The 26,620-nt window shown below is 67.3% G+C and carries 32 protein-coding genes; 18 read left to right on the forward strand and 14 right to left on the reverse strand.

Features of this window, described 5'->3' with window-relative positions; all coding sequences use genetic code 11:
- Positions 1–257 precede the first annotated feature (257 nt).
- Genes fumC through V7D63_RS09955 form a run of 4 tightly spaced genes read left to right on the forward strand, consistent with a single transcriptional unit; the run spans position 258 to position 3,321 of the window.
- The gene (gene fumC / locus V7D63_RS09940) at positions 258–1,649 is read left to right on the forward strand and encodes a class II fumarate hydratase (protein WP_333592117.1); all 1,392 of its coding nucleotides are present in this window, start codon (positions 258–260) and stop codon (positions 1,647–1,649) included.
- A gap of 35 nt (positions 1,650–1,684) precedes the next feature.
- Positions 1,685–2,905, forward strand: coding sequence for a patatin-like phospholipase family protein (locus V7D63_RS09945; RefSeq protein ID WP_333592118.1), 1,221 nt, complete (start codon positions 1,685–1,687; stop codon positions 2,903–2,905).
- A gap of 57 nt (positions 2,906–2,962) precedes the next feature.
- Positions 2,963–3,148, forward strand: coding sequence for a DUF4169 family protein (locus tag V7D63_RS09950; protein ID WP_333592119.1), 186 nt, complete (start codon positions 2,963–2,965; stop codon positions 3,146–3,148).
- Positions 3,148–3,321: a hypothetical protein gene (locus V7D63_RS09955; protein WP_333592120.1), complete on the forward strand. Its 174-nt coding sequence runs from the start codon at positions 3,148–3,150 to the stop codon at positions 3,319–3,321. The genes V7D63_RS09950 and V7D63_RS09955 overlap by 1 nt, the downstream gene beginning before the upstream one ends.
- Here the strand turns inward: V7D63_RS09955 and V7D63_RS09960 are convergent.
- The gene (locus V7D63_RS09960) at positions 3,318–4,229 is read right to left on the reverse strand and encodes a DMT family transporter (protein WP_333592121.1); all 912 of its coding nucleotides are present in this window, start codon (positions 4,227–4,229) and stop codon (positions 3,318–3,320) included. The two genes, V7D63_RS09955 and V7D63_RS09960, sit on opposite strands and share 4 nt — an antisense overlap.
- Before the next feature lie 11 nt (positions 4,230–4,240).
- Positions 4,241–4,996, reverse strand: a complete 756-nt coding sequence (locus V7D63_RS09965; RefSeq protein ID WP_333592122.1) for a Coq4 family protein — start codon at positions 4,994–4,996, stop codon at positions 4,241–4,243.
- Positions 4,997–5,114: 118 nt separating this feature from the next.
- Here V7D63_RS09965 and V7D63_RS09970 point away from each other — a divergent pair, with 118 nt between their 5' ends.
- From V7D63_RS09970 to V7D63_RS09980, 3 genes are read left to right on the forward strand one after another with little or no spacing between them, the layout of a single operon-like run.
- On the forward strand, positions 5,115–5,540 hold the full coding sequence (locus V7D63_RS09970; RefSeq protein ID WP_333592123.1) for a YbaY family lipoprotein: 426 nt from the start codon (positions 5,115–5,117) through the stop codon (positions 5,538–5,540).
- Positions 5,541–5,543: 3 nt separating this feature from the next.
- Positions 5,544–5,762: a ribbon-helix-helix domain-containing protein gene (locus V7D63_RS09975; protein WP_333592124.1), complete on the forward strand. Its 219-nt coding sequence runs from the start codon at positions 5,544–5,546 to the stop codon at positions 5,760–5,762.
- A 52-nt stretch (positions 5,763–5,814) separates the two neighbouring features.
- A complete protein-coding gene (locus V7D63_RS09980) occupies positions 5,815–6,528 on the forward strand; it encodes an SIMPL domain-containing protein (protein WP_333592125.1) in 714 nt (237 codons plus the stop codon).
- 42 nt (positions 6,529–6,570) lie between these two features.
- On the opposite strand, the gene V7D63_RS09985 is transcribed toward V7D63_RS09980, so the two are convergent.
- On the reverse strand, positions 6,571–6,921 hold the full coding sequence (locus V7D63_RS09985; protein WP_333592126.1) for a DUF4282 domain-containing protein: 351 nt from the start codon (positions 6,919–6,921) through the stop codon (positions 6,571–6,573).
- 148 nt (positions 6,922–7,069) lie between these two features.
- Here V7D63_RS09985 and V7D63_RS09990 point away from each other — a divergent pair, with 148 nt between their 5' ends.
- The 4 genes from V7D63_RS09990 to V7D63_RS10005 all read left to right on the forward strand — a co-directional run bounded on the left by V7D63_RS09990 (position 7,070) and on the right by V7D63_RS10005 (position 11,187).
- A complete protein-coding gene (locus V7D63_RS09990) occupies positions 7,070–9,391 on the forward strand; it encodes an ATP-dependent helicase (protein WP_333592127.1) in 2,322 nt (773 codons plus the stop codon).
- Positions 9,392–9,511: 120 nt separating this feature from the next.
- Positions 9,512–9,784, forward strand: a complete 273-nt coding sequence (locus V7D63_RS09995) for a hypothetical protein (protein ID WP_333592128.1) — start codon at positions 9,512–9,514, stop codon at positions 9,782–9,784.
- A complete protein-coding gene (locus V7D63_RS10000; RefSeq protein WP_333592129.1) occupies positions 9,781–10,011 on the forward strand; it encodes a type II toxin-antitoxin system RelE/ParE family toxin in 231 nt (76 codons plus the stop codon). Before V7D63_RS09995 ends, V7D63_RS10000 begins: the two co-directional genes overlap by 4 nt.
- An 84-nt stretch (positions 10,012–10,095) precedes the next feature.
- On the forward strand, positions 10,096–11,187 hold the full coding sequence (locus V7D63_RS10005; RefSeq protein WP_333592130.1) for a PLP-dependent cysteine synthase family protein: 1,092 nt from the start codon (positions 10,096–10,098) through the stop codon (positions 11,185–11,187).
- Here the strand turns inward: V7D63_RS10005 and V7D63_RS10010 are convergent.
- Positions 11,178–12,347 carry a low temperature requirement protein A gene (locus tag V7D63_RS10010; RefSeq protein WP_333592131.1) on the reverse strand — a complete coding sequence of 390 codons (1,170 nt, stop codon included), beginning with the start codon at positions 12,345–12,347 and terminating at the stop codon, positions 11,178–11,180. The two genes, V7D63_RS10005 and V7D63_RS10010, sit on opposite strands and share 10 nt — an antisense overlap.
- 34 nt (positions 12,348–12,381) lie before the next feature.
- On the opposite strand from V7D63_RS10010, the gene V7D63_RS10015 reads away from it, so the two are divergent.
- The 4 genes from V7D63_RS10015 to V7D63_RS10030 are packed head-to-tail and all read left to right on the forward strand — an operon-like array spanning position 12,382 to position 16,353.
- Positions 12,382–13,749 (forward strand): O-antigen ligase family protein, encoded by a 1,368-nt coding sequence (locus V7D63_RS10015; RefSeq protein WP_333592132.1) that lies wholly within the window; start codon positions 12,382–12,384, stop codon positions 13,747–13,749.
- Positions 13,715–15,790 (forward strand): DNA topoisomerase IV subunit B, encoded by a 2,076-nt coding sequence (parE, locus tag V7D63_RS10020; RefSeq protein WP_333592133.1) that lies wholly within the window; start codon positions 13,715–13,717, stop codon positions 15,788–15,790. Before V7D63_RS10015 ends, parE begins: the two co-directional genes overlap by 35 nt.
- 10 nt (positions 15,791–15,800) lie before the next feature.
- Positions 15,801–16,031: a type II toxin-antitoxin system PrlF family antitoxin gene (locus V7D63_RS10025; RefSeq protein WP_333592134.1), complete on the forward strand. Its 231-nt coding sequence runs from the start codon at positions 15,801–15,803 to the stop codon at positions 16,029–16,031.
- Positions 16,018–16,353 (forward strand): type II toxin-antitoxin system PemK/MazF family toxin, encoded by a 336-nt coding sequence (locus tag V7D63_RS10030; RefSeq protein ID WP_333592135.1) that lies wholly within the window; start codon positions 16,018–16,020, stop codon positions 16,351–16,353. Before V7D63_RS10025 ends, V7D63_RS10030 begins: the two co-directional genes overlap by 14 nt.
- A gap of 1 nt (position 16,354) precedes the next feature.
- Here V7D63_RS10030 and V7D63_RS10035 read toward each other — a convergent pair whose 3' ends face one another.
- A complete protein-coding gene (locus V7D63_RS10035; RefSeq protein ID WP_333592136.1) occupies positions 16,355–16,711 on the reverse strand; it encodes a hypothetical protein in 357 nt (118 codons plus the stop codon).
- A gap of 244 nt (positions 16,712–16,955) precedes the next feature.
- Between V7D63_RS10035 and V7D63_RS10040 the strand changes: the two genes are divergently transcribed.
- From V7D63_RS10040 to V7D63_RS10050, 3 genes are all read left to right on the forward strand, one after another.
- Entirely contained in the window at positions 16,956–18,476 is a 1,521-nt protein-coding gene (locus V7D63_RS10040; protein WP_333592137.1) for a DEAD/DEAH box helicase, read from the forward strand.
- 104 nt (positions 18,477–18,580) lie between these two features.
- Complete coding sequence (locus V7D63_RS10045) at positions 18,581–19,633, forward strand: GGDEF domain-containing protein (protein WP_333592138.1); 1,053 nt, start codon at positions 18,581–18,583, stop codon at positions 19,631–19,633.
- Positions 19,634–19,673: 40 nt separating this feature from the next.
- Complete coding sequence (locus tag V7D63_RS10050) at positions 19,674–20,450, forward strand: lysophospholipid acyltransferase family protein (protein WP_333592148.1); 777 nt, start codon at positions 19,674–19,676, stop codon at positions 20,448–20,450.
- Positions 20,451–20,600: 150 nt separating this feature from the next.
- On the opposite strand, the gene V7D63_RS10055 is transcribed toward V7D63_RS10050, so the two are convergent.
- The 9 genes from V7D63_RS10055 to V7D63_RS10095 all read right to left on the reverse strand — a co-directional run.
- Positions 20,601–20,972 carry a TfoX/Sxy family protein gene (locus V7D63_RS10055; protein WP_333592139.1) on the reverse strand — a complete coding sequence of 124 codons (372 nt, stop codon included), beginning with the start codon at positions 20,970–20,972 and terminating at the stop codon, positions 20,601–20,603.
- 3 nt (positions 20,973–20,975) lie between these two features.
- Positions 20,976–21,359: a HesB/IscA family protein gene (locus V7D63_RS10060; RefSeq protein ID WP_333592140.1), complete on the reverse strand. Its 384-nt coding sequence runs from the start codon at positions 21,357–21,359 to the stop codon at positions 20,976–20,978.
- 145 nt (positions 21,360–21,504) lie between these two features.
- The gene (locus tag V7D63_RS10065; protein ID WP_333592141.1) at positions 21,505–21,894 is read right to left on the reverse strand and encodes an SUF system Fe-S cluster assembly protein; all 390 of its coding nucleotides are present in this window, start codon (positions 21,892–21,894) and stop codon (positions 21,505–21,507) included.
- Positions 21,895–21,899: 5 nt separating this feature from the next.
- On the reverse strand, positions 21,900–23,138 hold the full coding sequence (locus tag V7D63_RS10070; RefSeq protein WP_333592142.1) for an aminotransferase class V-fold PLP-dependent enzyme: 1,239 nt from the start codon (positions 23,136–23,138) through the stop codon (positions 21,900–21,902).
- Positions 23,117–24,136 (reverse strand): Fe-S cluster assembly protein SufD, encoded by a 1,020-nt coding sequence (sufD, locus tag V7D63_RS10075; protein WP_333592143.1) that lies wholly within the window; start codon positions 24,134–24,136, stop codon positions 23,117–23,119. Before sufD ends, V7D63_RS10070 begins: the two co-directional genes overlap by 22 nt.
- The gene (sufC, locus tag V7D63_RS10080) at positions 24,133–24,882 is read right to left on the reverse strand and encodes a Fe-S cluster assembly ATPase SufC (protein WP_333592144.1); all 750 of its coding nucleotides are present in this window, start codon (positions 24,880–24,882) and stop codon (positions 24,133–24,135) included. The genes sufD and sufC overlap by 4 nt, the downstream gene beginning before the upstream one ends.
- Positions 24,883–24,889: 7 nt before the next feature.
- Positions 24,890–25,315 (reverse strand): hypothetical protein, encoded by a 426-nt coding sequence (locus V7D63_RS10085; RefSeq protein WP_333592145.1) that lies wholly within the window; start codon positions 25,313–25,315, stop codon positions 24,890–24,892.
- Positions 25,316–25,499: 184 nt separating this feature from the next.
- Positions 25,500–25,832 (reverse strand): GIY-YIG nuclease family protein, encoded by a 333-nt coding sequence (locus V7D63_RS10090; protein WP_333592146.1) that lies wholly within the window; start codon positions 25,830–25,832, stop codon positions 25,500–25,502.
- A gap of 162 nt (positions 25,833–25,994) precedes the next feature.
- Positions 25,995–26,620: SufD family Fe-S cluster assembly protein (locus V7D63_RS10095; RefSeq protein WP_333592147.1), on the reverse strand; the 626-nt coding region annotated here is incomplete at its 5' end.

The raw sequence follows: 26,620 nt of genomic DNA on the forward strand, positions 1-26,620 counted from the left end.
TAGCGCAGGAAGTTGCACACCGTCAGCGGCGCATGGTCCAGCGCCAGGGCCACGCTCATGGCTCCCATGTCGGTCTGGATCATCACCACCGGCGACGGCGCCGGTTCCGGCAGGGTTCCGCACGCCCCGCAGGCCACGGCCGCCCCGACCGCCATCGTGCCCAGAATACGCATGTCGGCCCCTCCGCCTTGTTCCCTCGCCTGCCCGTGCTACACCGCCGCGCAATCCTCCGCCACGCCCCAAGAGCCTCCTCGCCCATGACCGCGCACCGCACCGAGACCGACACCTTCGGACCCATCGAGGTCGCCGCCGACCGCTATTGGGGCGCCCAGGCGCAGCGCTCGCTGGGCAATTTCAAGATCGGCTGGGAGAAACAGCCCCTGCCGATCGTGCGGGCGCTGGGCATCGTCAAACGCGCGGCGGCCGAGACCAATATGGCGCTGGGCAAGCTGGACCCGGCCATCGGCGAAACCATCGTGCGCGCCGCCGACGAGGTGATCGAGGGCCGGCTGAACGACCACTTTCCGCTGGTGGTCTGGCAGACCGGTTCGGGCACCCAGTCGAACATGAACGCCAATGAGGTGATCAGCAACCGCGCCATCCAGATGCTGGGCGGCGAGATGGGGACCAAGAAGCCGGTCCATCCCAACGACCACGTCAATATGAGCCAGTCGTCCAACGACACCTATCCCACGGCCATGCACGTCGCCTGCGCCGAAGAGATCGTCCACCGCCTGCTGCCGGCGCTGCAAAAGCTGCACAACGCCCTGAACGACAAGTCCCAGGCGTGGAAGGACATCATCAAGATCGGCCGCACCCACACCCAGGACGCCACGCCCCTGACGCTGGGCCAGGAGTTCGGCGGCTATGCGCAACAGGTCGCCAACGGCATCGCGCGCATCGAACAGACCCTGCCCAAGCTGATGGAGCTGGCCCAGGGCGGCACCGCCGTCGGCACCGGCCTGAACGCGCCCGTCGGTTTCGCCGAACAGGTGGCCGAGCGGATCGCCGCCATCACCGGCCTGCCCTTCACCACGGCGCCGAACAAGTTCGAGGCCCTGGCCGCCCACGACGCCATGGTGTTCAGCCACGGCGCCATCAACACGGTCGCCGCGTCGCTGTTCAAGATCGCCAACGACATCCGCTTCCTGGGGTCCGGGCCGCGCGCGGGCCTGGGCGAACTGGCCCTGCCCGAGAACGAGCCGGGCAGCAGCATCATGCCGGGCAAGGTCAATCCGACCCAGTGCGAGGCCCTGACCCAGGTCTGCGTCCAGGTGTTCGGCAACCACGCCGCCGTGACCTTCGCCGGATCGCAGGGGCATTTCGAGTTGAACGTCTTCAACCCGGTGATGGCCTACAACTTCCTGCAGTCGGTGCGGCTGATGGCCGACGCGGCGATCAGCTTCACCGACAACTGCGTGGTCGGCATCGAACCGCGTCGCGACAACATCCAGCACGGCCTGGACAACTCGCTGATGCTGGTCACCGCCCTGAACGGCCGGCTGGGCTATGACATCTGCGCCAAGATCGCCAAGACGGCGCACAAGAACGGCACCACCCTGCGCCAGGAAACCGTCGGCGGCGGTTATCTGACCGACGAAGAGTTTGACGAATGGGTCCGGCCTGAGAAGATGATCTCGCCGGGCTGATCCTCGGTCTGGGGATGACGACGAGGGGGCGAGACGTGTTCGGGTTCAAACGCCTGATGGGCTTGGCCGTGGTGACGGCGCTGCTCGCCGCCTGCGGCTCTCTGCCCCGCCCCGAGGGACCGCTCAGGATCGCGCCGCACCAGATCATGCCGGTGGCCGATCCGCGCATCCGCTCCACCGACACCGCCAAGATTCGGGCCATGGCCGACACCTTCACCGAGCGGATGGCGCGGGGGGATCATCATGACGTGTTGTCGCTGTCGGGCGGCGGCGCCGGCGGCGCCTATGGCGCGGGCGTCCTGGTGGGCTGGACCCAGCATGGAGATCGTCCCGAGTTCGATGTCGTCACCGGCGTCTCGACCGGCGCCCTGATCGCGCCCTTCGCCTTTCTGGGTCCCGACTGGGACGACGAACTGACCGCCGCCTATACCGACGGCCAGGCGTCCAATCTTCTGAACCCGCGCGTGCTGTCGATCCTGGCCGCGCCCAGCCTGTTCAGCTCTGACGGTCTGCGCCAACTGGTGGACCGCAACGTCACGCCCACGCTGCTGGCCGCGGTCGCCGCGGAATACGCCAAGGGCCGCCAGCTTCTGGTGGTCACGACCAATCTCGACACCGAGGAGACGGTGATCTGGGACATGGGCCTGCTGGCGTCCCAGGGTCCCCAGGCCGTGGATCTGTTCAAACAGGTGCTGGTGGCCTCGGCCAGCATTCCCGGCATCTTCACGCCGCAGTTGATCGCCGGTCTCAATTCCGACGGCGAGGTGGTTCTGGAAATGCACGCCGACGGCGGGGTCAACACGCCCTTCCTGGCCGTCCCGGAAGGGGCGCTGCTGTGGACCGCGCCCGAGGTCCGGCAGGATCAGGCCGCCATCTATGTGATCGTCAACGGGCAACTGGGCGCCAACACCGGCGTCACGCCCGGCCGCCTGGCGGGCATTCTGGCCCGCGCCTACGACAGCATGAGCAAGGCCACGGCCCGTCAGGCCCTCGTGGCCAACAGCGCCTTCGCCTTGCGCAACGGCATGGGTCTGCGGGTCACCTCGATCCCCGACAACGCCAATGTCTCCAGCCTGAATTTCGGCCAGGCCGAGATGACGGCCCTGTTCAATGTCGGGCGGGCGCGGGCCGTGTCCGGCCAGGCCTGGACCCAGGTGTCGGCGTCCAGCCAGGCCGGTTTGCCGGAAACCTATGTCGTGCCGGACCAGGACCTTCCAGACATCCTGCGGCCCAGGTCGCGCAGGGCCGGAAACTAGCCGTGCGTCCGGGACGCCTTGGCGAGCCTGTCGGTTTCATGAGAGGCTTTCGGGACCATGGCTGACGTCATCAATCTGAACCGGGCGCGCAAGGACCGCGACAAGGCCGCGCGAAAGGTCCAGGCCGCCGTCAACCGCACCGCGCACGGCCGCACCAAGGCCGAGCGCGTGAATGCGGATCGAGACCGCGACCGCGCCGCGACGACGCTGGACGGACATCGACGCGACAAGGGCGAGGACTGATGGGCGGCTATACACCCCAGGCCCGGCACGGGCTGATCGCCCTGCTGGCCGCGCGCCGCGTCAAGGCCGAGAAGGCCCGCCGCGCCCTGGCCGCCAAGGCCCGCACACCCGAGGAACGCGAGGCCGCCGCCGCGGCCGAGAAACAGACCAAACGCTCGGGCTGGTTCCGCTAGGCGGTCTTGGGCTTCGGCGCCCGGATCAGCAGGGCCTGCCCCGCCAGCACCAGCGCCAGTCCCGCGACCGCCGCCCAGCCGAACCTGGCCCCTTCCAGCACCACCGACACCAGCATGGCGATCGGCGGGGTCAGGGCCGAGACATAGCTGGCCATGGCGTAGCCGATGGACCGGGCGATGGTGAAATAGATCCCGAACGCGATCACCGAACCGAACAACGCCAGATAGATCAGCGAACCCAGATAGCGCGCGGTCGGCTCGATGGTGAACTGAACCCCCGTCGCCAGGCCGTACGCCGCCAACAGCCCCGCGCCATAGGCCATGGCCCAGGCCGTCGAGGGCAGAACCGCCGAACCGGCCCGTTGGCCCCGCCAGGCGAAATAGTTGCCGCAGGCCGAGGCCAGGGTGGCGACCATGGCCAGGCCGATCCCCAGCGCGGCCTGGCGATCCAGGCCCGCGCCCAGCACCTCGCCGCTGGACAGCACCGCCACCCCGGCGACGCCCAGGACCGCCGCGCCCCAGGCCGCAGGCGAGGCCCGCTGGCCCTCCTTCACCCGGAACAGCACCAGGTTCAGAAAGGTCAGGGAGGCGAACACCACCGCCACGATGGCCGAGGCCACATGCCCTTCGGCCGCATAGGTGAAGCTGTAGCTGATCGAAAAGGCGAAGGCCCCCTGCCCCAGGGCCGCCAGATGCTGATCGCGCGTCAGCCGCAACGGCAGGCGCATCACGGCGCAGACGCCGAACAGGGCCAAGGCCGCCAGGCCGAACCGCCAGACGATGGAGGCGACGGGGTCCACCCTGCCCAGTTGCAGGGTGATGCCATACCAGGTCGTGCCCCAGATCAGGGCGCAGACGCCGACGCCGAGCACGGCCAGCGCCCCGGCGGACGGGCGGGAAAAGGTCATTGGGACGGGTCTCAGGCGCGCAGTTTCAACCCACGACGGGTTTCGGCGGGCACCGCCTCATAGACGGTCGGAGGCGTAATTCCGAGCCGCGCCCGCGCCGTCTCCAGCGGTTGGGCGAACAGGGCCTCGTAATCCAGACCCGGCAGCCAGCGCGCGCGCCGTCCGATCCGCCAGGCCTGCAACACGGCGCGGCGGGCGGGAACGCCGCGATCTTCACGCCGGATCTCGGCGGCCGCGCCCAGGCCGATGAAGGCGAACCCCAGATTGCCCGTCTGGGCGTGGGAGAAGGCGACGACGCAGGCCTCGCCCAAGGCATCGGTCTCATAGCCGGTCAGCACGTGCCAGATGTCGTGAACGTCGCGGATGCGGCGGCTGAACCAGATGACCGGATGCGGGGCGTCGACCATCGGCGCGACCTTGCGCGCCTCATCGGCCAGACCCTCGGCGGTGAAGCCTCTGGTTTCGCGAAAGGCGCGATAGGCCGCGCCCACCGTGCCCGGCCCGAACTGGGCCAGCCAGGCCGGATCGTCGAGCTTGTGCGCCAATTCCTCGCGCAGGAAGGCTTGCCGCCCGCCTTCCCAGGTCCCCAGCATACGGTCGTAGCCGCGCGACGCCGACCGTCCGCTCAGCGCCCGCATGATCTCGAAGACCTGGGTCGTGTCCTCCTTGTTCCGCGCCAGGCGGCGAAAGGCGCGCAAGGCCTTCAGCGGCTCAAGACGCTGCGGCGTCATGCGATCGGGCGCATCGAAGTCGGCGGCGGCGGTCATGGACGATCCCTGATCAACGCGGAACGATAGCGCGGAACCCATCGACAGTGAACGGCGATCATACACCGTGCCCCGGCGATGATCTGCTAGGGTGCCCATGAACAGACTGGAGACGAACATGCGGATCGCCCCGATCGCCCTGCCCCTCGCCCTGACCCTGGCGGCCTGCGCGCCCGTCGGCCCTTCCGCGACGCCAGGCGCCGGGCGCGACGTGGCCGTGGTGAACGTCACCGCCACCTATCGCGAACGCATCCTGCTGCCGCCGGGCCATGTGTTGACCGTGCGGGTCGAAGACGTGAGCCTGATGGACGCGCCATCGCGCGTGATGGTCGAATACAGCACGGCCCTGGACGGGCGCGCGCCGCCCTATCAGGCGACCCTGAGCATTCCCCGGTCGCAAATCGTCGCGAACAACACCTATGCGGTGCGGGCCGAGATCCGCGACGCGGCCGGACGTCTGCGTTTCACCACCGACACGCGCCATGCGGTTCTGACCCAGGGCGCCCCTGCGTCGGCGGACATCGTGATGATCGGGGTGCGCTGAGGCGTGGGCGGGCTGACCAAACGCTCGGTCCTGCTGACCGGTCACGCCACCTCGGTGGCGCTGGAGCCGGAATTCTGGGTCGTGCTGGACCGGATCGCCGAGGCGCGCGGCCTGAGCAAGGCCGGTCTGTTGCAGGCCGTCGACGCCGAACGCGGGCGTCGCCCCCTGGCCTCGGCCTGTCGCCTGCTGGCGCTGGAATGGAGCGCCGCGCGGCGTGATTGACGACAGGGCGAAACAGGCGCTTGCTGGTCTCCACGGTTCCGTGGAGCGCGCCATGAGCGACAATCGTCTGATCCCCGCATTGGCCTTCGGCGGCCTGTTGGCCGTCGGCCTGATCGGCGGCGGCGGCCTGATCGGCCAGGGCGTGGTCAACGCCCGCGCCGGCGACCGCACCGTCACCGTGCGCGGCCTGTCAGAGCGGGAAGTGAAGGCCGACCTGGCCGTTCTGCCGCTGCGGTTCACCGCCTCGGGCGAGGTGCTGTCCGACGTTCAGGCGCGCATCGACGCCGACCTGGCCACCGTGCGCGCCTTTCTGACGGCCCAGGGCTATCCGGCGTCGGCCGTCGATCTGGGGCGGCTGGAGGTCGCCGATACGCGCAGCCGTGAATACGGCAACCAGCAGGGACCGCGCTTCATCCTGGCCCAGACGGTGATCGTGCGCACGACCGACGTCGCCCGCGTCCAGGCCTCGACCCGCGCCCTGAACGATCTGGTGCGCCAGGGCGTGGTGCTGCAAGACTTTCAGGGACCGTCCTACATCTTCACCAAGCTGAACGACGTCCGCCCGGCCATGATCGCCGAGGCCACGGCCGCGGCCCGCACCGGCGCCGAACAGTTCGCCAAGGATTCCGGCAATCCGCTGGGACCGATCCGTCAGGCGACGCAAGGGTCGTTCGAGATCCTGCCGCGCGACGGGGCGGGCGACGAAGCGGCCTCCATCGACAAGAAGGTCCGCGTCGTCGCCACCATCACCTATCGGCTCAAATAGCCGGGGCGATCCGCCGCGCGCGCCGAACGGCGCCGTGTGATCTCAGGACGGCGGGGGCAGACGGTCGCGGATCTCGCCCATGCGGGCGTACATCAGGAACATCAGCAGCCACATCTCGCAGATGAACCGCCAGAAGACGAGGTAGATCACCCCGATGATCGGCGCGAGGATGAACATCAACGCCCCCCCGCCGCCACCGGAACCGCCCATCATCGCCCCCATCAGGCCGCCGCCGAACATGGCCAGGACGGTGAAGATCAGAATGGCGAACAAGCCGATGTAATAGATGATCTTGATCAGTGCGCTGCCGATCATGTGGTCGAAACCCCAGAACCGTTTCACCAGATCCTGGAAACCGTTGGCCGCACCGCCATTGGTGTTCTGCATCGTCATTGTCGCCCTCCCCGGCGCTTACGGGCGGATCGCCCGCGAGTCACGCTGGCCGGAGCCGCGCAGGTTGTAAAGAACGACGTTTTCACAAAGCCGTTGTGGCGACGACGGCCGAAGCGCCGCATAAGAACGGCAGGAGAACAAAGACCCCGTGACCGACCTGCCCGCCCCGCGCCTGTCCGACCTCGCCCGCGCCCGTCCGCCCGGTCCCGACTACATGGCCGGACTGAACCCCGAGCAGCGTCAGGCGGTCGAGACGACCGAGGGACCGGTGCTGGTCCTGGCCGGGGCCGGCACGGGCAAGACCCGCGTCCTGACCACCCGCCTGGCCCACATCCTGGCGACCGGCCGCGCCAAGCCTTGGGAGCTGCTGGCCGTCACCTTCACCAACAAGGCCGCGCGCGAGATGCGCGAGCGGATCACCCATCTGATCGGTCCCTCGGCCGAGGGGCTGCGCTGGCTGGGCACCTTCCATTCGATCGCCGCCCAGATCCTGCGCCGTCACGCCGAACTGGTGGGGCTGAAATCCAGCTTCACCATCCTGGACACCGACGATCAGGAGCGGCTGCTGAAACAGCTTCTGGAAGCGGCCAACATCGACACCAAGCGCTGGACCCCGCGCTCGCTGGCGGGCCTGGTCGATCACTGGAAGAACCGCGGCTGGACGCCCGAGAAGCTGCCGCCCGGCGAAGACTTCGCCAACGGCAAGGGTCAGACCCTGTACGCCGCCTATCAGGCGCGTCTGCGCGCCCTGAACGCCTGCGACTTCGGCGACCTGCTGCTGCACAACCTGACCATATTGTCCCAGCACGCCGACCTGGCCGAGGAATACCGCCGCCGCTTTCGCTACATCCTGGTCGACGAATATCAGGACACCAACGTGGCCCAGTATCTGTGGCTGCGCCTGCTGACCTCATCGACCGGCAACGTCTGCTGCGTCGGCGACGACGATCAGTCGATCTATGGCTGGCGTGGGGCCGAGGTGGACAACATCCTGCGGTTCGAGCGCGACTTTCCCGGCGCCAAGGTCATCCGGCTGGAGCGCAACTATCGCTCGACCGAACACATACTGGCCGCCGCCTCGGGCCTGATCAGCGCCAATCGCGGGCGGCTGGGCAAGACGTTGTGGACCGAGGCGACGGGCGGTGAAAAGGTGCGCGTGCGCGGCGTCTGGGACGGCGAGGCCGAGGCCCGGCTGATCGGCGACGAGATCGAGACCGCGCGCCGATCCGGCATGAACTACAAGGACATGGCTGTGCTTGTTCGCGCGTCGTTTCAGATGCGGGCGTTCGAGGAACGGTTCCTGATGCTGGCCGTGCCCTATACGGTCATCGGCGGCCCGCGCTTCTTCGAGCGGGCCGAGATCCGCGACGCCCACGCCTATCTGCGGCTGATCCAGTCGGAAGACGACGACCTGGCCTTCGAGCGCATCGTCAATGTGCCCAAACGCGGCATCGGCGACACCAGCGTGCAGAAGATCCTGCAAATCGCCCGCGCCCAGGGCGTCTCGGCCATGACGGCGGTGCGTGACCTGCTGGGTTCGGACGAGCTTCAGGCCCGCACCCGCACGGCCCTGTCGAACTTCGTGCGCGATCTGGACCGCTGGCGCGCTCTGGCCGCCGACACGCGCCACTGGACCCTGGTCGAGACGGTGCTGGAAGAGAGCGGCTACACCGACATGCAGAAGGCCGACCGGACCAGCGGCCAGACCCGGCTCGACAACCTGAAGGAGCTGGTCCAGTCGATGCAGCAGTTCGAGACGCTGCAGGCCTATCTGGAGCACGTCTCCCTGGTCATGGACCTGGATCGCGGCGAGGCGGGCGCGGACTCGGTGCAGATCATGACCCTGCACGGCGCCAAGGGGCTGGAGTTCCCGCTGGTCTTCCTGCCGGGCTGGGAGGAAGGCGTCTTCCCCAGCCAGCGCAGCATCGACGAGAAGGGCGAAAAGGGCCTGGAGGAGGAGCGCCGCCTGGCCTACGTCGGCGTCACCCGCGCCCGCGCCGACGCCCGCATCAGCTTCGCCGCCAACCGCCTGGTTTACGGCCGCTGGACCGCGCAACTGCCCAGCCGCTTCGTCGACGAACTGCCGCTGGCCAATGTCGAGGCCCAGTCCGACACCGGCTATTACGGCGCCTCGACGGGCCTGAAAGAGGCCAAGAGCCGCTGGGACGAGGCGCCCAGCTTCGGCGCCGGCTATTCCAGCCCCGGCTGGAAACGCGCCCAGGATCATGTCCGCGCCGCCGCCCAGACCCCGCGCGACCGCCTGGCCCGCACCGCCGTCATCGAGGGCGAGGGCCGCCTGATCGCCACCGCCGACCCCGGCGCCGGCTCGGGCTGGAAGCGTGGCGACCGGGTGTTCCACCAGAAGTTCGGCTATGGCGCCGTGCGCGGGGTCGAGGGCAACAAACTGGTCGTCGCCTTCGACAAGGCGGGCGAGAAGAAGGTCATCGACACGTTCGTGGAGAAGGCGTGACGACGACAATCGGGGCGGCTTGACGCCTTCTGCGCAGCCCAAACCAATGTCTCATTTGAAAGATCCCACTCGCACAGGCGCGGATGGATGGATTGGCCGGAATGAGGTAATCATTCCGTCATGACCGACGGTGCCTTGACCATCAAACTCGACGCCTATGCTGCGCGAAAGCTCGCGGAAAAGTCTGCGGCTACAGGGCTTTCTCCCGAGACGATCCTGGAGACGATGCTTGGTCAACAGTTCTTCGACTACGACGACTTCACCTGGATCAATGGTGACCCGCGCGATGACCACGCCTCCAACCACGATCTGAAGGAAGAAGGCCGCCCCTGGAGCGAGGTCAGGACGGAGTTTGTGGCCTTGATCGACAAGACCTTCGGCAAGGACGGGTGAAGATCACTGTCACGCCGCAGGCCGAGCGCGACTTCGGCGCTCAGGTTCGATGGCTGCACGAGCATTCCCCTCGAGCAGGCCGCAAAGCGTCAGAACAGATTGTACATGCCCTCGACCTGCTTGCCGATTTTCCCGAGCTGGGCATCGAAGTCGGAACCGGCTTGCGTGAGAAGCAGGTGCAGTTCGGACGAGACGGCTTTGTCATCCGCTACGGATCGACGTTTTGACCGTCACGGTTCTGCGTATCTTCCACGGCAGCCAGGACCGCTGACACCTTTCCTGCGCGCCCTTTCCCGCGCTAGACCCCCCGCATGTCCTCTCGCTCTCCCGCTTCCGACGACCGCACCTGGCTGAACTGGGCGATGAGGCGGATCGAGGCCGACTACACCCGCTCGGCCGACACCCATCTGATCCCGGTGGACATGCCCGCGCTGGCCGACATCGCGCTCTATTTCAAGGACGAGTCCAGCCATCCGACCGGCAGTCTGAAGCACCGGCTGGCGCGGTCGCTGTTCCTGTATGGCCTGTCCAACGGTTGGATCGGCGATGGCATGACCATCGTCGAGGCTTCGAGCGGTTCGACGGCGGTGTCAGAGGCCTATTTCGCACGCATGCTGCGGCTGCCGTTCGTGGCCGTCATGCCGCGCCGCACCGCCCCGGAGAAGATCGCCGCCATCGAGTTTCAGGGCGGGCGCTGTCACCTGGTCGACAAGCCGGGCGAGGTCTATGGCGCGGCCCAGGCGCTCGCGGACGAACTGGGCGGCCATTACATGGACCAGTTCACCTATGCCGAGCGGGCGACCGACTGGCGCGGCAACAACAATATCGCCGAATCCATCTTCGCCCAGATGCAGCGCGAACCCTGCCCCATTCCGCGCTGGATCGTCTGTGGCGCGGGCACCGGCGGCACCTCGGCCACCATCGGGCGGTTCGTCCGCTTCAATCGCCACGACACGCGCGTCTGCGTGCCGGACCCGGAGGCCTCGGTGTTTCATCGGCACTGGGCCGATCCAAGCGTGATCCTCAGCGAGGACGCCCCCTCGCGCGTGGAGGGCATCGGTCGGCCGCGGGTGGAGCCGTCCTTCGTTCCCTCGGTCGTGGACCGCATGATCGCGGTGCCGGACGTGGCCTCCATCGCCGCCGCCCGGGTGCTCAGCCGACGCCTGGGGCGGCTCTGCGGCGGATCGACCGGGACCAATCTGTGGGCCTGCGCCCTGATCGCCAGCGAGATGGCCCAGGCCGATGAGCGCGGCTCCATCGTCTCGATCCTGTGCGATCACGGCGACCGCTATCGCTCCAGCTATTTCGACGACGCCTGGCTGACCGCCCACGCCCTGGACACCGCGCCGTGGGAAGCGCGGCTGGACGCCTTCTTCGAGACGGGACGCCTGGCTCAGGCGTGAGACGGCGCCGCCCGCTTGGCGGCCATCATCTCCAACAGGCCGACGCCCAGCATGATCCCGGTCGTCATCACGCTGAGCGTCAGCGGGTTCAGCCACGGCAGGGCCAGCCACAGCGCCGCCAGCAGGCCGCACGCCGCCAACCGGGTCCAGGCGATCCGCCCCCAGATCGCCAGCACCGCCAGGACGCTGCCGAACAGGAACAGGATCGGGCCGACGATCAGGGTCAGGGCGGTGACCGTCGACACCGGCCCGAGCGGATGGGCCAGAACCAGTTCGTCGCTGACCGCGATGACGATCACCCCCGCGATCAGCAGCAGCGGCGCATAGGTATAGGCCCGGCGCGCCAGCCGGCCGGGGTCGTCGGAATGGTGGAAGACGTCGCTGGCCGCCTCATGGGCATAGCGGAAATACAGGCACCACATGGCGATGGTCGACAGCACCGCCGAGGCGAAGGCGGCCCAGACGGCCGGTGACGTCCAGTCCAAGCCGCCGAAGGTCGCGCCGGACACCAGGAGGGTCTCGCCCAGGCAGATGATCATGAACAAACCGACCCGCTCGGCCATGTGGCCGCCCTCGACGTTCCAGTCGGCGGTGGTCGAGCGCCCCAGGCCCGGAACCCAGAAATAGATCACCGGCGAGACATATTCGACCGCCAGCGCCGCGATCCAGAACCACAGCCTGTGCTCCGGCGGGGCCATGCCGCCCGCGATCCACAGCGCCGCCGACAACGACAGCCAGATCAGAATCCGCTGGAAATTGCGCTTCAGCGACGGCTGGCCCCTGACCGCCCACAGGGTGAACAGCGTCCGGCCCACCTGGATGACGGCGAAGGCGACGCCGAAGGCCAGTCCCTTGTCGCCGAACGCTTGCGGCAGGGCCGCCGACATCACCAGACCGACGCCCATCAGGACGAACAGCATCACCTGAACGGCGCCGCGCTCGGGATCCAGCCAGTTGGTGACCCAACTGGTGAACACCCACGCCCACCAGACCGCCATCAGCAACATGGCCGACTGCAAGGCGCCCATCCACGTCAGGTCCCCCAGCAAGCCATGGCTGATCTGGGTGATGGCGAAGACGAAAACGAGGTCGAAGAACAGTTCGACGAAGCCGACGCGCGCGTGTCCGCCGTCACGTTTCCTCAGCAGGTTTCCGGTCATGCGCGCCTCTTGATCCCCCAACCCTTCGTTAAGGTTGCCCGCCGACCCTGCGACGGTGCGCGAGTCTCGTCCAGAGCCTGATCTGATCGAACCCGATCCGCCCCTGTGGGAGCGGGCGGCGGCCATGGTCGTGATCATCATGCTGACCGGCGCCCTGATCGGGCCGGTGTTCGCGCCCTCGCAGGAGGAGACGCCGGCCCTGCGGCTGGTCTGGCTGCCGATCTACGGCCTGATCGCCGGGCTGATCACCTTGCGGTTCGACAAGGCTGCGCGGGCCTGGCCGGCCTGGATCGCCCTGTTGACGCTGGTCGCCCTGGCCTATGCGTCGAAATACTGGTCGATCGACCCGGCGACGACCGGACGGCGGGTCGTGGCCATGGCCATCACCGGATCGTTCGCCGTCTATCTGGGGTCCCGGTTCCGGGGCGCCGCCCTGCCCCGTCTGCTGACCCATGCGGCGCTGCTGATGGCGATCGGCAGTCTGATCATGGTCTTCGCCTTTCCGGCCATCGGCGTGCATCACGACGTCAACGCCGGCCTGTGGCGCGGCCTGTGGTACGAGAAGAACCAGATGGGCATCGTCATGGTGGCCGGTTCCATCGCGGCGGCCGCGACCCTGGCCTCGGGTGATCCGCGTCGCCTGGTTCCGTTCCTGACCCTGGCCCTGACGACCCTGCTGGTGCTGGCGACCCAGTCCAAGACCTCGCTGCTGTGCCTGATGCTGGGCGTCGGCGTCGTCGGAGGGCTGTGGACCCTCAAGAAGGGCGGCGCGGCCTTCGCCGTGGTCATGGTCTGGCTGGGCGTGGTCGTGGCGGCCTTCGCGGCCTGGGCCTGGTCCGCCCATTCGGTCGAGATCCTGGAGGCCCTGGGCAAGGACCCGTCCCTGACCGGCCGCACCGAGATCTGGGCCAGCCTGATGCGCCGCGTCGCCGAACGGCCGTGGACCGGTTACGGCTACAACGCCTTCTGGGGCCGCGAGTCCGTGCCCGCCGCCTTCGTGCGGCAAGAGACCGGCTGGACCGTGCCCTCGGCCCACAACGGCTGGATCGATGTGCTGGTGCAACTGGGCTGGCCCGGCGCGATCCTGGTCGGAACCCTGACGGCCCTGACCGTTCTGATCACCCTGTTGCGGGTCGGCGGCGCGGGTGTGCGTGAAGGCTATTGGGCGCTGGGCTATTTCGCCGCCTTCTTCCTGCTCAGCCTGTCCGAGAGCATCCTGCTGAGCCATCAGAACCTGCCCTGGGTGCTGTTCCTGGCCATGCTGACGCGCGCGGTCATGCCGAACCCGTCGCCGGTTCGCGCGACGCTTGCCCCACGGCCCACAGGGGCCTACCTGACCGGCTCCCGAATCGCCGCACAGTACGCCCATGGCCCAGTCCGCCGCCCCTTCCCTGTTCGATGACCTGCCGGAAGATCCCGCCCAGCCCGCGTCCGCGCCCATAGCCGCTGCGGCGCCCGCCCCCGCGCCCGCGCCCCGGCCTGAACCGGCGCCCGCCTCGGTCCCGGCGCCGTCCGGCGGCTATTCGGCCAGCTCCATCGAGGTGCTGGAAGGTCTCGAACCCGTCCGCAAACGCCCCGGCATGTACATCGGCGGCACCGACGAGCGCGCCCTGCACCACCTGTTCGCCGAGGTGCTGGACAACGCCATGGACGAGGCGGTCGCCCGCCACGCCAAACTGATCACCGTCGATCTGTGCGCCGAGGGCTTCCTGTCGGTTCGCGACGACGGCCGGGGCATCCCCGTCGATCCACACCCCAAACATCCGGGCAAGTCGGCGCTGGAAGTCGTCATGACCGTGCTGCACTCGGGCGGCAAATTCTCAGGCAAGGCCTATGAGACCTCGGGCGGCCTGCACGGCGTCGGCGTCTCGGTCGTCAACGCCCTGGCCGAGCGGCTGGACGTCACGGTCTGGCGCGACGGCCATGAATGGAGGCAGTCCTTCAGTCGCGGCCAGGTGCTGGGTCCGATCCAGCAGATCGGCCCATCCAAGAAGCGCGGCACCCTGATCCGCTTCCGTCCCGACGAAGAGATCTTCGGCCACGGCGCGGCCTTCAAGCCCGCCCGCCTGTTCCGCATGGCGCGGTCCAAGGCCTATCTGTTCCGGGGCGTCGAGATCCGCTGGACCTGCGCATCGGAACGCATCACCGACCACACCCCGACCGAGGCCGTCTTCCACTTCCCCAACGGCCTGGCCGACGCCCTGGCCGAGCGCATCGGATCGATGGAGACCGTCACCCCCACCTTCGCCGGGCGCGTCGAGAAGAAGGGCGAGGCGGGCGCCGTCGAATGGGCCGTCACCTGGTCGCCCATCGGCTTTGGAGAGGCCGACGGCTTCGTCCAATCCTATTGCAACACCGTCTCCACGCCCGACGGCGGCACGCACGAGGCCGGTTTCCGCGCCGCCCTGGTCAAGGGGCTGAAGGCCTATGGCGAACTGGCGGGCGAAAAGCGCGCGGGCGTCATCACGGCCGAGGACGTCATCGCCAACGCCGGCGCCCTGATCAGCGTCTTCATCCGCAATCCCGAGTTCCAGGGCCAGACCAAGGACCGCCTGTCCTCGCCCGAGGGTGCGCGCCTGGTCGAACAGTTGCTGCGCGATCCGCTGGACCACTGGCTGACCGAAAGCCCGAAACAGGCCAACACCCTGCTGGGCTTCGTCATCGACCGCGCCGAGGACCGTCTGCGCCGCCGCAAGGACAAGGAGGTCCAGCGCGCCGCCGCCACGCGGAAACTGCGTCTGCCCGGCAAGCTGTCGGACTGTTCGCGTCAGGCCGCCGAGGGCACCGAACTGTTCATCGTCGAGGGCGATTCGGCCGGCGGTTCGGCCAAACAGGCGCGCGACCGCGTCACCCAGGCCATCCTGCCCCTGCGCGGCAAGATCCTGAACGTCGCCTCGGCCACGGCGGACAAGCTGCGCGCCAATGTCGAGCTGTCGGACCTGACCCTGGCCCTGGGCGTGCAACAGGGAAACCGCTTCAACATCGACGATCTGCGCTATGAGCGGATCGTCATCATGACCGACGCCGACGTCGACGGCGCCCACATCGCCGCGCTTTTGATCACCTTCTTCTATCGCGCCATGCCCGAGGTGATCCGCCAGGGTCGGCTGTTCATGGCCCTGCCGCCGCTGTACCGAATCTCGGCCGGGCCGCTGTCGGAATACGCCCGCGACGACGCCCACCGCGACGAACTGCTGGCGACGACCTTCAAGGGCAAGAAGACCGAGATCGGCCGCTTCAAGGGCCTGGGCGAAATGATGGCCTCCCAGCTCAAGGAGACCACCATGGACCCCAAGAAACGCACCCTGGCCCGCGTCACGGTTCCCGACGCCGAGACCGAGATCGAAGATCTGGTCGAACGCCTGATGGGCAAGCGCGCCGAGGCCCGCTTCCAGTTCATCCAGGACAACGCGCGGTTCGCCGTGGCGGAGCTTGACGTCTGATCCGGTAAGGATGATCCTTACCTCCATGATCATCAGCCGCATCACCAGCAAGGCCCAGACGACGGTGCCCCAGGCCGTCCGCAAGGCGCTGGGTCTCAAGGCCGGCGATGATCTGGCCTATGAAATCCGTGACGGACAGGTCGTTCTGACGAAGGCCCGGCCGCCCGCACAGGATGATCCGTTCGCCGCCTTCGAGGAATGGGCCGGCGATGCGGATCTGAAGGCCTATGCCGACCTTTGAACGCGGCGACGTCGTTCGCGCGCCCTTTCCCTACACGGATCGCGACACACGCCAACATCGCCCCGCCGTCGTGGTGTCAGAGGGGGTGATCGGTCAGGGTCAGGTCTGGATCGTCATGGTGACCAGCGCCGAAAACAGAGCCTGGGCCGAGGATGTGCCTCTGGGCGACCGTTACAGGGACTGCGGATTGCCTGCACCGTCCGTCGTTCGGCCGGTCAAGATCGCCACCGTGGATGCGACGCGCATAGACAGGATCGGCGCCCTGCCTTCGGACATTCTGGAACAGGTCGATCGCGCGGTGTTGAGCGCCCTGGGCCGCTGACCTATCGCCCGCGCAGCAGTTCGTTCGTCACCCGCCGTCCCAACGGGTCGCGGCTGGGCCAGGTTTCGCCGACGCGGGCCTCGACCAGCGGCGAGCAGAAGCGGCTGATCATCATGATGGCCGGGCGGATGCCGTTCAGGCAGATCTTGTCGCCCTCGATTCGCCACCGGGCGGAGATGGTGCGGCCGCTGGAGAATTCGGCGCGATAGCTGCCGTCGCGCTCGAACCAGTGTTTGACCCAGCCCCCGTCGGCATAGCGTGACAGCACCGTATTGCCGAAGGCGCCGGACATGTCGGCTTTCGCCGGAACCGCCGATGCCGCGATCAGCGCGATCAGCGCCGCCCCCCCGATACGCATAAGCGAACCTCGCACAGACCTTCCCCGGCGCGCACTATTAACATCTCGTAAGGATTTGCAATCCCGCACCACCCGCCGAGGGAACGTCTCACCAATACTTGACTCTGACGTGGGGGCTTCTATATCCGCCGCAGCCTAGGGACAGGTCTGCGATGCGCGCCGCCCGTACGCCCCGAACATGGGCGGTTCCGCTAAGGCGCCCCGCGATCATCGGATCGCACGAACGCTAACGTCCCAAGGACTCATGACCGAATTCACCCAACTGGGCCTTTCGCCCACGACCCTGCAAGCGGTCGCCGACACCGGCTATACGACCGCGACCCCCATTCAAGAGCAGGCCATTCCCGTGGCCCTGGCCGGGCGCGACGTGCTGGGCATCGCACAGACCGGCACGGGCAAGACCGCCGCCTTCACACTGCCCATGGTCGATCGCCTGGCCTCGGGCCGCGCCCGCGCCCGCATGCCGCGCGCCCTGGTTCTGGCCCCGACCCGCGAACTGGCCGACCAGGTGGCCGAGAGCTTCGCCAAATACGCCAAGGGCACCCGCCTGAACTGGGTGTTGCTGATCGGCGGCGTGTCGATGGGCGATCAGGTCGCCATGCTGAACAAGGGCGTCGACGTCCTGATCGCCACGCCGGGCCGCCTGCTGGATCTGTTCGACCGCGGCAAGATGCTGTTGACCGGCGTCGAGATCATGGTCGTCGACGAAGCCGACCGCATGCTGGACATGGGCTTCATTCCCGACATCGAGCGCATCTTCAAACTGACGCCGCCGCGCCGCCAGACTCTGTTCTTCTCGGCCACCATGCCGCCCGAGATCACCCGGCTGACGACCCAGTTCCTGAAGGACCCGACCCGCATCGAGGTCGCCCGTCCGGCCACTACCGCCGACACCATCACCCAGCACATCACCCGCCTGCCGACCTCGGACCCCAAGGCCAAGCGCACCGCCCTGCGCGCCCTGATCGAGCGCGGCGACGTCCAGAACGGCATCGTCTTCTGCAACAGGAAGTCGGAAGTCGATATCGTCGCCAAGTCGCTGAAGACGCATGGTTTCGACGCCGCCCCGATCCATGGCGACCTGGATCAGTCGCTGCGCATGAAGACCCTGTCCGACTTCCGCGCGGGCGCGCTGAAGCTGTTGGTGGCCTCCGATGTCGCCGCGCGCGGCCTGGACATCCCGGCCGTCAGCCACGTCTTCAACTATGACGTGCCGCACCACGCCGACGACTATGTGCACCGCATCGGCCGCACCGGTCGCGCCGGCCGCCTGGGCGAGGCCTTCATGATCGTCACCCCGGCCGACGACAAGTCGTTGGACAAGGTGCTGAAGCTGATCAAGAAAGAGCCGGTCGAACTGCCGCTGGACGGCATCGACTTCGCCGCGATCAAGGACCAGCCGCGTCGCGACGGCGACCGTTCGCGCGGCCGCGGACGCACCGAGCGTCCCGCGCGCGGCCGACGCGAGACCGTCGCCGAGACGGCCACGCCCGTCGAACCGGCCGCCGAGACCGCGCCCGCGCCCGTCGAGACGCCCATCGAGGTCGCGGTCGAGCCGAAGCCCCGTCGCGGACGCCGGACCCGCGCCGAAACCGCGCCCACGACGCCCGTCGCCCCCGTCGCGAAAGCCGAGCCGACCGCCCGTCCGACGCCTGAACCGCGTCTGCGCCAATCCGACCGTGACGGCGGCGAACGCAGCGAACCGCGCGCCGGCGCCGGTTTCGGCGACTCGATCCCCGCATTCATGAGACGCTCGGCTTTTTGAACGAACACCGGCGTTTTTTGAGTTGGAAATTTAGCCCGTCTTTACGTTCGACGGCCTAGCCTGCTTTCCCAAGGCGACAGAACGCCGCCAAGGGGGAAGATCGTATGACGCAGGTTGAGACCACGCTCCGAAGCCCGGACGCCTATGGCCTCGCGCACCGCGTCATCGATGAGATGCAGGCCGCCGCCATCTGGCCGACCCCGCTGAATTTTGAACTCTGGCTGCACTATCTCGGCGATCCCGAAGGCCCGCTGGGCCGCGAGATCAAGCGGTTGATCGCCTCCAAGGAGGCCTTCACCGAGGCCACTTCGGAAATGCTGGCCGCCGAATATCTGCCTCGCGCCAAGCTGTCGGAAGAGATTCGCGACGCCGGCGCCGTGCTGAATCGCGAACTGACCAGCGTCGCCGACGCCATCGCCACCGCGCACAAGAGCCAGGCCGCCTATGGCGCCACCCTGGCCGACGCCTCGGCCAGCATGGAGAATGTGGACGGCGGCGCGGCCTTGAAGAAGGTCGTCTCGACCCTGTCGACCGCCACCCGCAAGGTCCAGCGCGAGAACGCCACGCTGGAGAAGAAGCTGGAGGCCTCGACCCGCGAGGTCGCCCGTCTGCGCGAACACCTGGAGCAGGTGCGCCGCGACGCCATGACCGACGCCCTGACCAACCTGGCCAACCGCAAGGCCTTTGACGAACACCTGGCCCGACTGTGCGCCGAGGCGGACGCCGACGGACGGCCCCTGGCCCTGGCCGTGCTCGACATCGACCACTTCAAGCGCTTCAACGACACCTGGGGCCATCAGACCGGCGATCAGGTGCTGCGTTATGTCGCCAGCGTCCTGGCCCGGGTCTCGAAACACCCGCGCATCGCCGCCCGCTACGGCGGCGAGGAGTTCGCCCTGATCTTCCCCGGGGAGTTCTCCAATGACGTCGAAAAGGCCCTGAACCAGATGCGTCAGGAAATCGGCAGCCGCGCCCTGCGCCGCCGCTCGACCAATGACGAACTGGGCGCCGTGACCATTTCGGCCGGTTTCGCCCAGCACCGCACCGGCGAAACGCCCTCGGCCCTGCTGGAGCGCGCCGACGAGGCCCTGTACGCCTCCAAACGCGGCGGGCGGAACCGCGTCACGGACGCCGACGTCATCTCCAAGGCCGCCTGACGACTGGTCAGGCGTTCCAGCCGTGCGATAAGACGGCATGATCCGCAGCCTGCTGTTCGCCGTCGCCTATTGGGCGCTGTCCATCGCCTACACCCTGGCCGCCGTGATCGCGGCCCTGGCGCCCGGCCGCCGCGCCACCGGCTGGATCATCCGCCGATATGTGAAGCGCATGGTCCAGGCGATGCGCCTGCTGGCGGGCATCCACATTCAGTACCAGGGCGAGGACCGCCTGCCCGACGGCGCCTTCATCATCGCCGCCAAGCATCAGAGCTGGGGCGACGGCTTTTCGGTCTATGACCGGTTTCAGGACCTGGCCTTCGTCACCGGCGACCATCTGGAGAAGTTTCCGCTGCTGTCGACGGTGCTGACCAAGCTGGGGGCCATCGTCGTCAACAACTGCGGCGGGCGCGAAGCCCGCGAGGCGCTGAAGACCCGCGCCGCCGACGCCCACGCCCAGGGCCGCCGCATCCTGATCTATCCCGAGGGCAATCTCGCGAAAGTGGGTGAAAAGTTCCGCTATCGCTCCGGCGTCTGGCACATGTATCGCGACTTCGACATGCCGGTCGTGCCGCTGGCCACCAATCTGGGCCTGTTCTGGCCCGGCGAGGAGTTCCGCAAACACCCGGGCACGGCCACCCTGGCGTTCCTGGACCCCATCCCCGTCGGCCTGCCCAAGGACGAATTCCTGGCCCGGCTGGAAGCCGCCGTCGAGGACAAGACCGCCGAACTGGTGGCCGAGGCGACCGGCCAGCCCATCACCCCCGCCGTCCGCGTATTGGCGCCGGACGAGGTGCGGCGGGCGGCGGCTAGATCATAATCACACTCCGTCACCCTCGGGCTTGTCCCGAAGGGCCAGGGCGGCCGCTTGCTCGACCGAAGCCGTCGTCCCGACTGCACCGAGCATCATTCGTCGAGCGCGTGGATTGATAGGCCCTCGGGACAAGCCCGAGGGTGACGGTGTTTGAAGTCAGGTCTCGCGCGCCTTCTTCTTGCGCACCGTCTTGGCCGCCGCCTTCCTGAGCGCCGCCTCCAGCGACAGTCGCGCCCAGCGCACCGCCTCATCGGGATCGTCGACCGCCGGGTCCGGCAGGCTCCAATAGGCCATCGTCATCATCCGCCCGTCCTTCATCGGATAGGTGAACTGACGCGCCCCGGCCTCGCGCAGGGCCGGTTCGTTCTGTTCGTCGGCCTTCAGCCACACCACGCCGTCATCCAGCAGGGCGATGATCAGGCCGTCGGCATAGAGCGCGGCCCCGCCGAACATCCGTTTGATGGTCACAGGTCCCAGGCCGGCGAGGTGCTCGTGCACCCATTCACCGAACGCGGCCTCATAGGCCACGGCTCAGGCTTCCTTCACCGGGGTGAGGGTCACGCTCTCGCCGCAGCCGCAGGCGTCGGTCTGGTTCGGATTTCGGAACACGAATTTCGAAGCCAGCTTGGTGGTCTCGAAGTCGATTTCAGCGCCGATCAGGAACAGGATCGCCTTGGGATCGACCACCACGGTCGCGCCCTTGTCGGTCACCACCTCGTCCAGCGGCCCGATCTCGTCGGCGAAGGCGAAGGTGTATTCCTGGCCCGCGCAGCCGCCGTTCTTGATGCCGACGCGCAGGCCCTTGTGGCCGTTCGCCTCGGTCAATTCGCGCACGCGCGCGGCCGCCGCCTCGGTCAGGGTCAGGGCCTGCGGGCGCGGACGGCGCGGACGGGAGGTGGTGGTGAGTTCGCTCATTCCGCTCTCTTAAATCCTCCCCCGTTCTTGACGGGGGAGGGGGACCACGAAGTGGTGGAGGGGGCAAGCCCCAAACACCGCACGTGAACTCGCCCCCTCCACCGCCTACGGCGGTCCCCCTCCCCCGCTTCGCTGGGGAGGATCATCAGAACATGTTCAAGGCCAGCTTGGCCTCGTCGCTCATCTTCGAGGGGTCCCACGGCGGGTCGAACACCAGGTTGGCGTGCGCCGACTTCACCCCCTCGACCGTCATCACCGCCGCCTCGACCCAGCCCGGCATTTCGCCCGCCACCGGACATCCGGGCGCGGTCAGGGTCATTTCGACCACCACGTCGCGCTCGTCGTTGACGTCGACCTTGTAGATCAGGCCCAGCTCATAGATGTCGACCGGGATCTCCGGGTCGAACACCGTCTTCAGCGCCGCGATCAGGTCGTCGGTCAGCCGATCCAGCTCGGCCTGGCTCAGGGCGCTCTTCTTCGGTTCGTCCCAGGACGCCGCGAAGGCCTCGCTGTCGCTGATCGTCTTTCCGTCCATATCCGTCATATGAAGAACTCGCGCGCCTTGACCAACGCGTCCACGAAGGCGTCGGCGTCTTCCAGGGTGTTATATAGGGCGAAGCTGGCCCGCGTGCTCGAGGTCACGCCAAAGCGTTGCGCCAGGGGTTCGCAGCAGTGCAGTCCGGCGCGCACGGCCACGCCGTAACGGTCCATCACCTGGGCCAGGTCGTGGGCGTGCACGCCTTCAAGCGTGAAGGTCAGGATGGCGCCCTTGCCCGGCGCCTCGCCCAGCACCCTCAGACCGTTGACCTCGGCCAGCCGCCCGCGCGCATGGTCGTACAGCCGCCGCTCATGTGCGGCCACGGCCTCGCGGTCGAACCGCATCAGCCATTCCAGCGCCGCGCCCAGGCCGATGGCCTCCAGGATCGGCGGCGTTCCCGCCTCGAACCGGTGCGGCGGTTTGGCGTAGGTGACGCGGTCCTTGGTCACCGTCTCGATCATCTCGCCCCCGCCTTGATACGGCGGCAGCATCTCCAGCGCCTCGGCCGTGCCGTGCAGCACGCCGATTCCGGTCGGCCCGAACAGCTTGTGGCCCGTCAGCGCATACCAGTCGGCCCCGATGGCCCGCACGTCGGGCGCGGCGTGCACCGCCCCCTGGCACCCGTCGATCAGCACCCGCGCCCCGGCCGCATGGCCCATGCGCACGATCTCGGCCACCGGATTGATCGTGCCCAGCACGTTCGACATATGGCTGACCGCCACCACCCGCGTGCGCGGGGTCAGCAGGCCCGCCAGGGCCTCAAGGTCCAGCGAGCCGTCGTCCCGCACCGGCGCCCATTTCAGCACCGCGCCCTTGCGTTCGCGCAGCAGGTGCCAGGGCACGATGTTGGAGTGGTGCTCCATCTCAGTGACGATGATCTCATCGCCCGGCTGGATGGTCTGGCCGATCCCGGCCGCCACCAGATTGATGGCCTCGGTCCCGCCCTTGGTCCAGACGATGTCGTCGGCGCGTTCGGCGTTCAGGAACCGCGCCACGGTCTCGCGCGCGGCCTCATAGGCCTCGGTCGTCTCGTTCGCCAGCGTGTGCAGCCCGCGATGGACGTTGGCGTAGGACCCCTGCATCGCCGCCGTCAGGGTGTCGATCACCGCCCGCGGCTTCTGCGCAGAGGCGGCGTTGTCCAGATAGACCAGCGGCCGCCCGTTCACCTGCCGCGACAGGATCGGGAACTGCGCACGAACAGCATGGGGGTCAAAGGTGTTCACAGTCGCGCCGTCAGCCATTCCCGCACCGTCTCTCGCGCACCTTCGTGGCCGATCCGGTCCACCACCTCGATCAGGAAGGCCTGGGTCAACAGGGCGCGCGCCTCATCGGCCGAAATGCCCCGCTGCTGCATGTAGAACAGCGCCCTCTCGTCCAGCGCGCCGACCGTATTGCCGTGCGCGCACGACACCTCGTCGGCGTAGATGACCAGTTCCGGCTTGGCGTCCACCTCGCCGCGTTCCGACAGGATCAGGGCGTGATGGCCCATGCGGGCGTCGGTGCCGTCGGCCCCGCGCTCGACCACGATCTTGCCCTGGAACACGCCGCGCGCCGTGTCGCGCACCACGCCCTTGGCCAGTTGGCTGGTCACGCCGTCGCGGTCTGTGTGAGTGACGACGCTAGTTAAATCAGCGTGGCGATCCCCCGATAGCGCATAAAGTCCGTCCATTTGGACGGATGCGCCGCACCCCTTGTGTTTGATTCGCGTTTCTAGCCGCTGAAGCTTGGCCCCCGTGGTGACGACGACCTGCTCAAAACTGGCACCGGGTTGCACAGTGACTTGCGCCGTCGAAATGGAGATGGCCGTTTCGACATCGTCGGCCAGCACAATGCGGGTGATATGCGCTCCCTGCTCAACCTCGTAAGTCAGTGAAACATTCGAAACGTAGCGCTCACCCATGCCTTCGTACGATTCGAGAACCACTAAGCGGCTGTCTTCATTCGCATGAATTATCGCCTTGGCTTGGTGGCCGGTATCGTTCGATACGGATACAAAGCGAAGTCGCAAAAGCTCGTCGCCCCATGCGAGATGCATGACGAAGTCGCCGCCGGGTATGACGCCGTTGACCACCGTCAACTCCTCGCCGCCCAAGGCCGCGAACGGCCCGCCGGGCGCGATGCTCGCCTCGCCCGACGTCGGCGGCGTCTCACGCAGCCAGCGCTTCAGATCCGTGTATTTCCACGCCTCGACCCGACGGGTCGGGAAGCTGGACGGGTCCTTCAGATCGACCAGCGTCACGCCGCCGCCGGAAGGTATTTGTCATACCCTTCCGCCTCCAGCTCCAGCGCCAGTTCCGGCCCGCCGGACGCCACGATCCGTCCTGCGGCCAGCACGTGCACCCGGTCCGGTTTGATATAGTCCAGCAGGCGCTGATAGTGGGTGATCACCAGCATCGACCGGTCCGGCGACCGCAGGGCGTTCACCCCCTCGGACACGATGCGCAGGGCGTCGATGTCCAGGCCCGAATCCGTCTCGTCCAGGATCAACAGCGACGGCTCCAACAGGGCCATCTGCAGGATCTCCATCCGCTTCTTCTCGCCGCCCGAGAAGCCGACGTTCAGCGGCCGTTTCAGCATGTCGAAATCCATGCGCAGCGCCTGGGCCGCCGCCCGCACCTGCTTCAGAAAGGCGGGGGCCGAGACCTCCTCTTCGCCGCGCGCGCGCTTCTGGGCGTTCAGCGCCGTGCGGATGAAGGTCAGGGCCGGCACGCCCGGTATCTCCATCGGATACTGGAACGACAGGAACACGCCCCTGGCCGCCCGTTCGGCCGGATCGAGCGCCAGCAGGTCATCCCCGCGCCAGGTCGCGGCGCCGTCGGTCGCCTCATAACCGGGCCGCCCGGTCAGGGCGTACCCCAGGGTCGACTTGCCCGCCCCATTAGGACCCATGACAGCGTGCACCTGGCCCGCCGGCACATCGAGCGTCAGGCCCTTCAGGATCGGCTTGTCGCCGACGGAGACGTGGAGGTTGGAGATGGAGAGCATATTGTTTTCAATCGATATATGTCTGGATAACGTCGAGATCTTCGCCGTCGGACCAAGAACCAAGCATCTCAACGTAAGCGAGTAGGTCGTTAGCCAAAATCAGTGCACGGCCGATCCCATCGTCTGGGGTAAACTTGATACCCGCGTCTTTCGCCCTGGCTTTGAGAGCTTCGAGTTCGGCGACCAATCGACCAAGTCTAATTTCACCGCTAGCCAACGATATCGTTCCGTCTCGCAAACCGATGCGAAGCGCCATCCGTTGGGCGTCAAGAACGTTTAACCTTTCGCGGATATCTGCGCTCAGAGACTGGGCGCGCTCATATACGGCATCCACTCGAGCCTTCGCCCCGGTCCAGTATTCCTCAGACTCGTCCTTATGGCCTGAACCGAAGGTCAAGCTATGGCCGCCAAGATAGTGACCCCGATTGCTCACCCCACGCTCCCTTCCAGGCTGATCGCCACCTCAAACTCCGTCACCCTCGGGCTTGTCCCGAGGGGCCATGGCGGGTTCAGGTTCGGACGAAGACGCTGATACGGGCGGATCGCGACAATCACGGTCGAGCCGGACGGATCGATAGGCCCTCGGGACAAGCCCGCAGGTGATGAGGAAATGGGCGCTATTCGTCGGTCGGGCCATGCCGCCATACGGGCGGGCGATCCCAATCTTGCGACAGATCCAGCCAGCCCGGATTGTCCCGCTCGATCAGATTGATCTTCCAGTCGCGCAGGTATCGTTTGAGCGACTTCTCGCGCTGTATGGCGACGGTCATGTTTTCCAGAGGTTCGAACCAGACAAGCTTGGCTAAGCCGTGCTCCTTGGTGAAGCCGTCGAACGTCCCCTCGCGATGCTGTCGTATCCGCTGATACAGGTCGCTTGTCACGCCGACGTACAGCACTCCGTAGGCTGCATTGGTCACGATATAGACCGCGATCAGCGGGCGTTCGCGCACCTTTGTTCTCCGTCATCCTCGGGCTTGTCCCGAGGGGCCACTGTTCCGAGGATTCGACCATAATCGAGCGCGCGGACACGACAACGCCAAGCTGACTCTGTTCGAGCTTGGTGAACCATAGGCCCTCGGGACAAGCCCGAGGGTGACGCGTGAAGGGAGGCATCACCCCACACTCCCTTCCAGGCTGATCGCCACCAGTTTCTGGGCCTCGACAGCGAATTCCATCGGCAGTTCCTGCAGCACGTCGCGCACGAAGCCGTTGACCAGCAGGGCCACGGCCTCTTCCTGCGACAGGCCGCGCTGCTGGGCGTAGAACAACTGGTCCTCGCTCAGGCGCGTCGTCGTCGCCTCGTGCTCCAACTGGGCCGAGCCGTTGCGGGCCTCGATATAGGGCACGGTGTGCGACCCGCACTCCTTGCCGATCAACAGGCTGTCGCACTGGGTGAAGTTGCGCACGCCCGTGGCCTTGGGGTGCACCGAGACCAGGCCGCGATAGGTCGAATCCGATTTCCCGGCCGACACCGCCTTGGCGATGATCCGCGACTTCGAATTCTTGCCCAGGTGCACCATCTTGGTGCCCGTGTCGGCCTGTTGATGGCCGTTGGTGATGGCGATGGAATAGAATTCGCCCGAGCTTTCCTCGCCCTTGAGAATGCAGGACGGGTATTTCCAGGTGACAGCCGAGCCGGTCTCGACCTGGGTCCAGCTCACCTTCGAGCGGTCGCCGCGGCAGTCGGCGCGCTTGGTGACGAAGTTGTAGATGCCGCCCTTGCCCTCGGCGTCGCCGG

This window comes from Brevundimonas sp., from assembly GCF_036732845.1.
In the GTDB taxonomy this organism is placed as follows: Bacteria; Pseudomonadota; Alphaproteobacteria; order Caulobacterales; family Caulobacteraceae; genus Brevundimonas.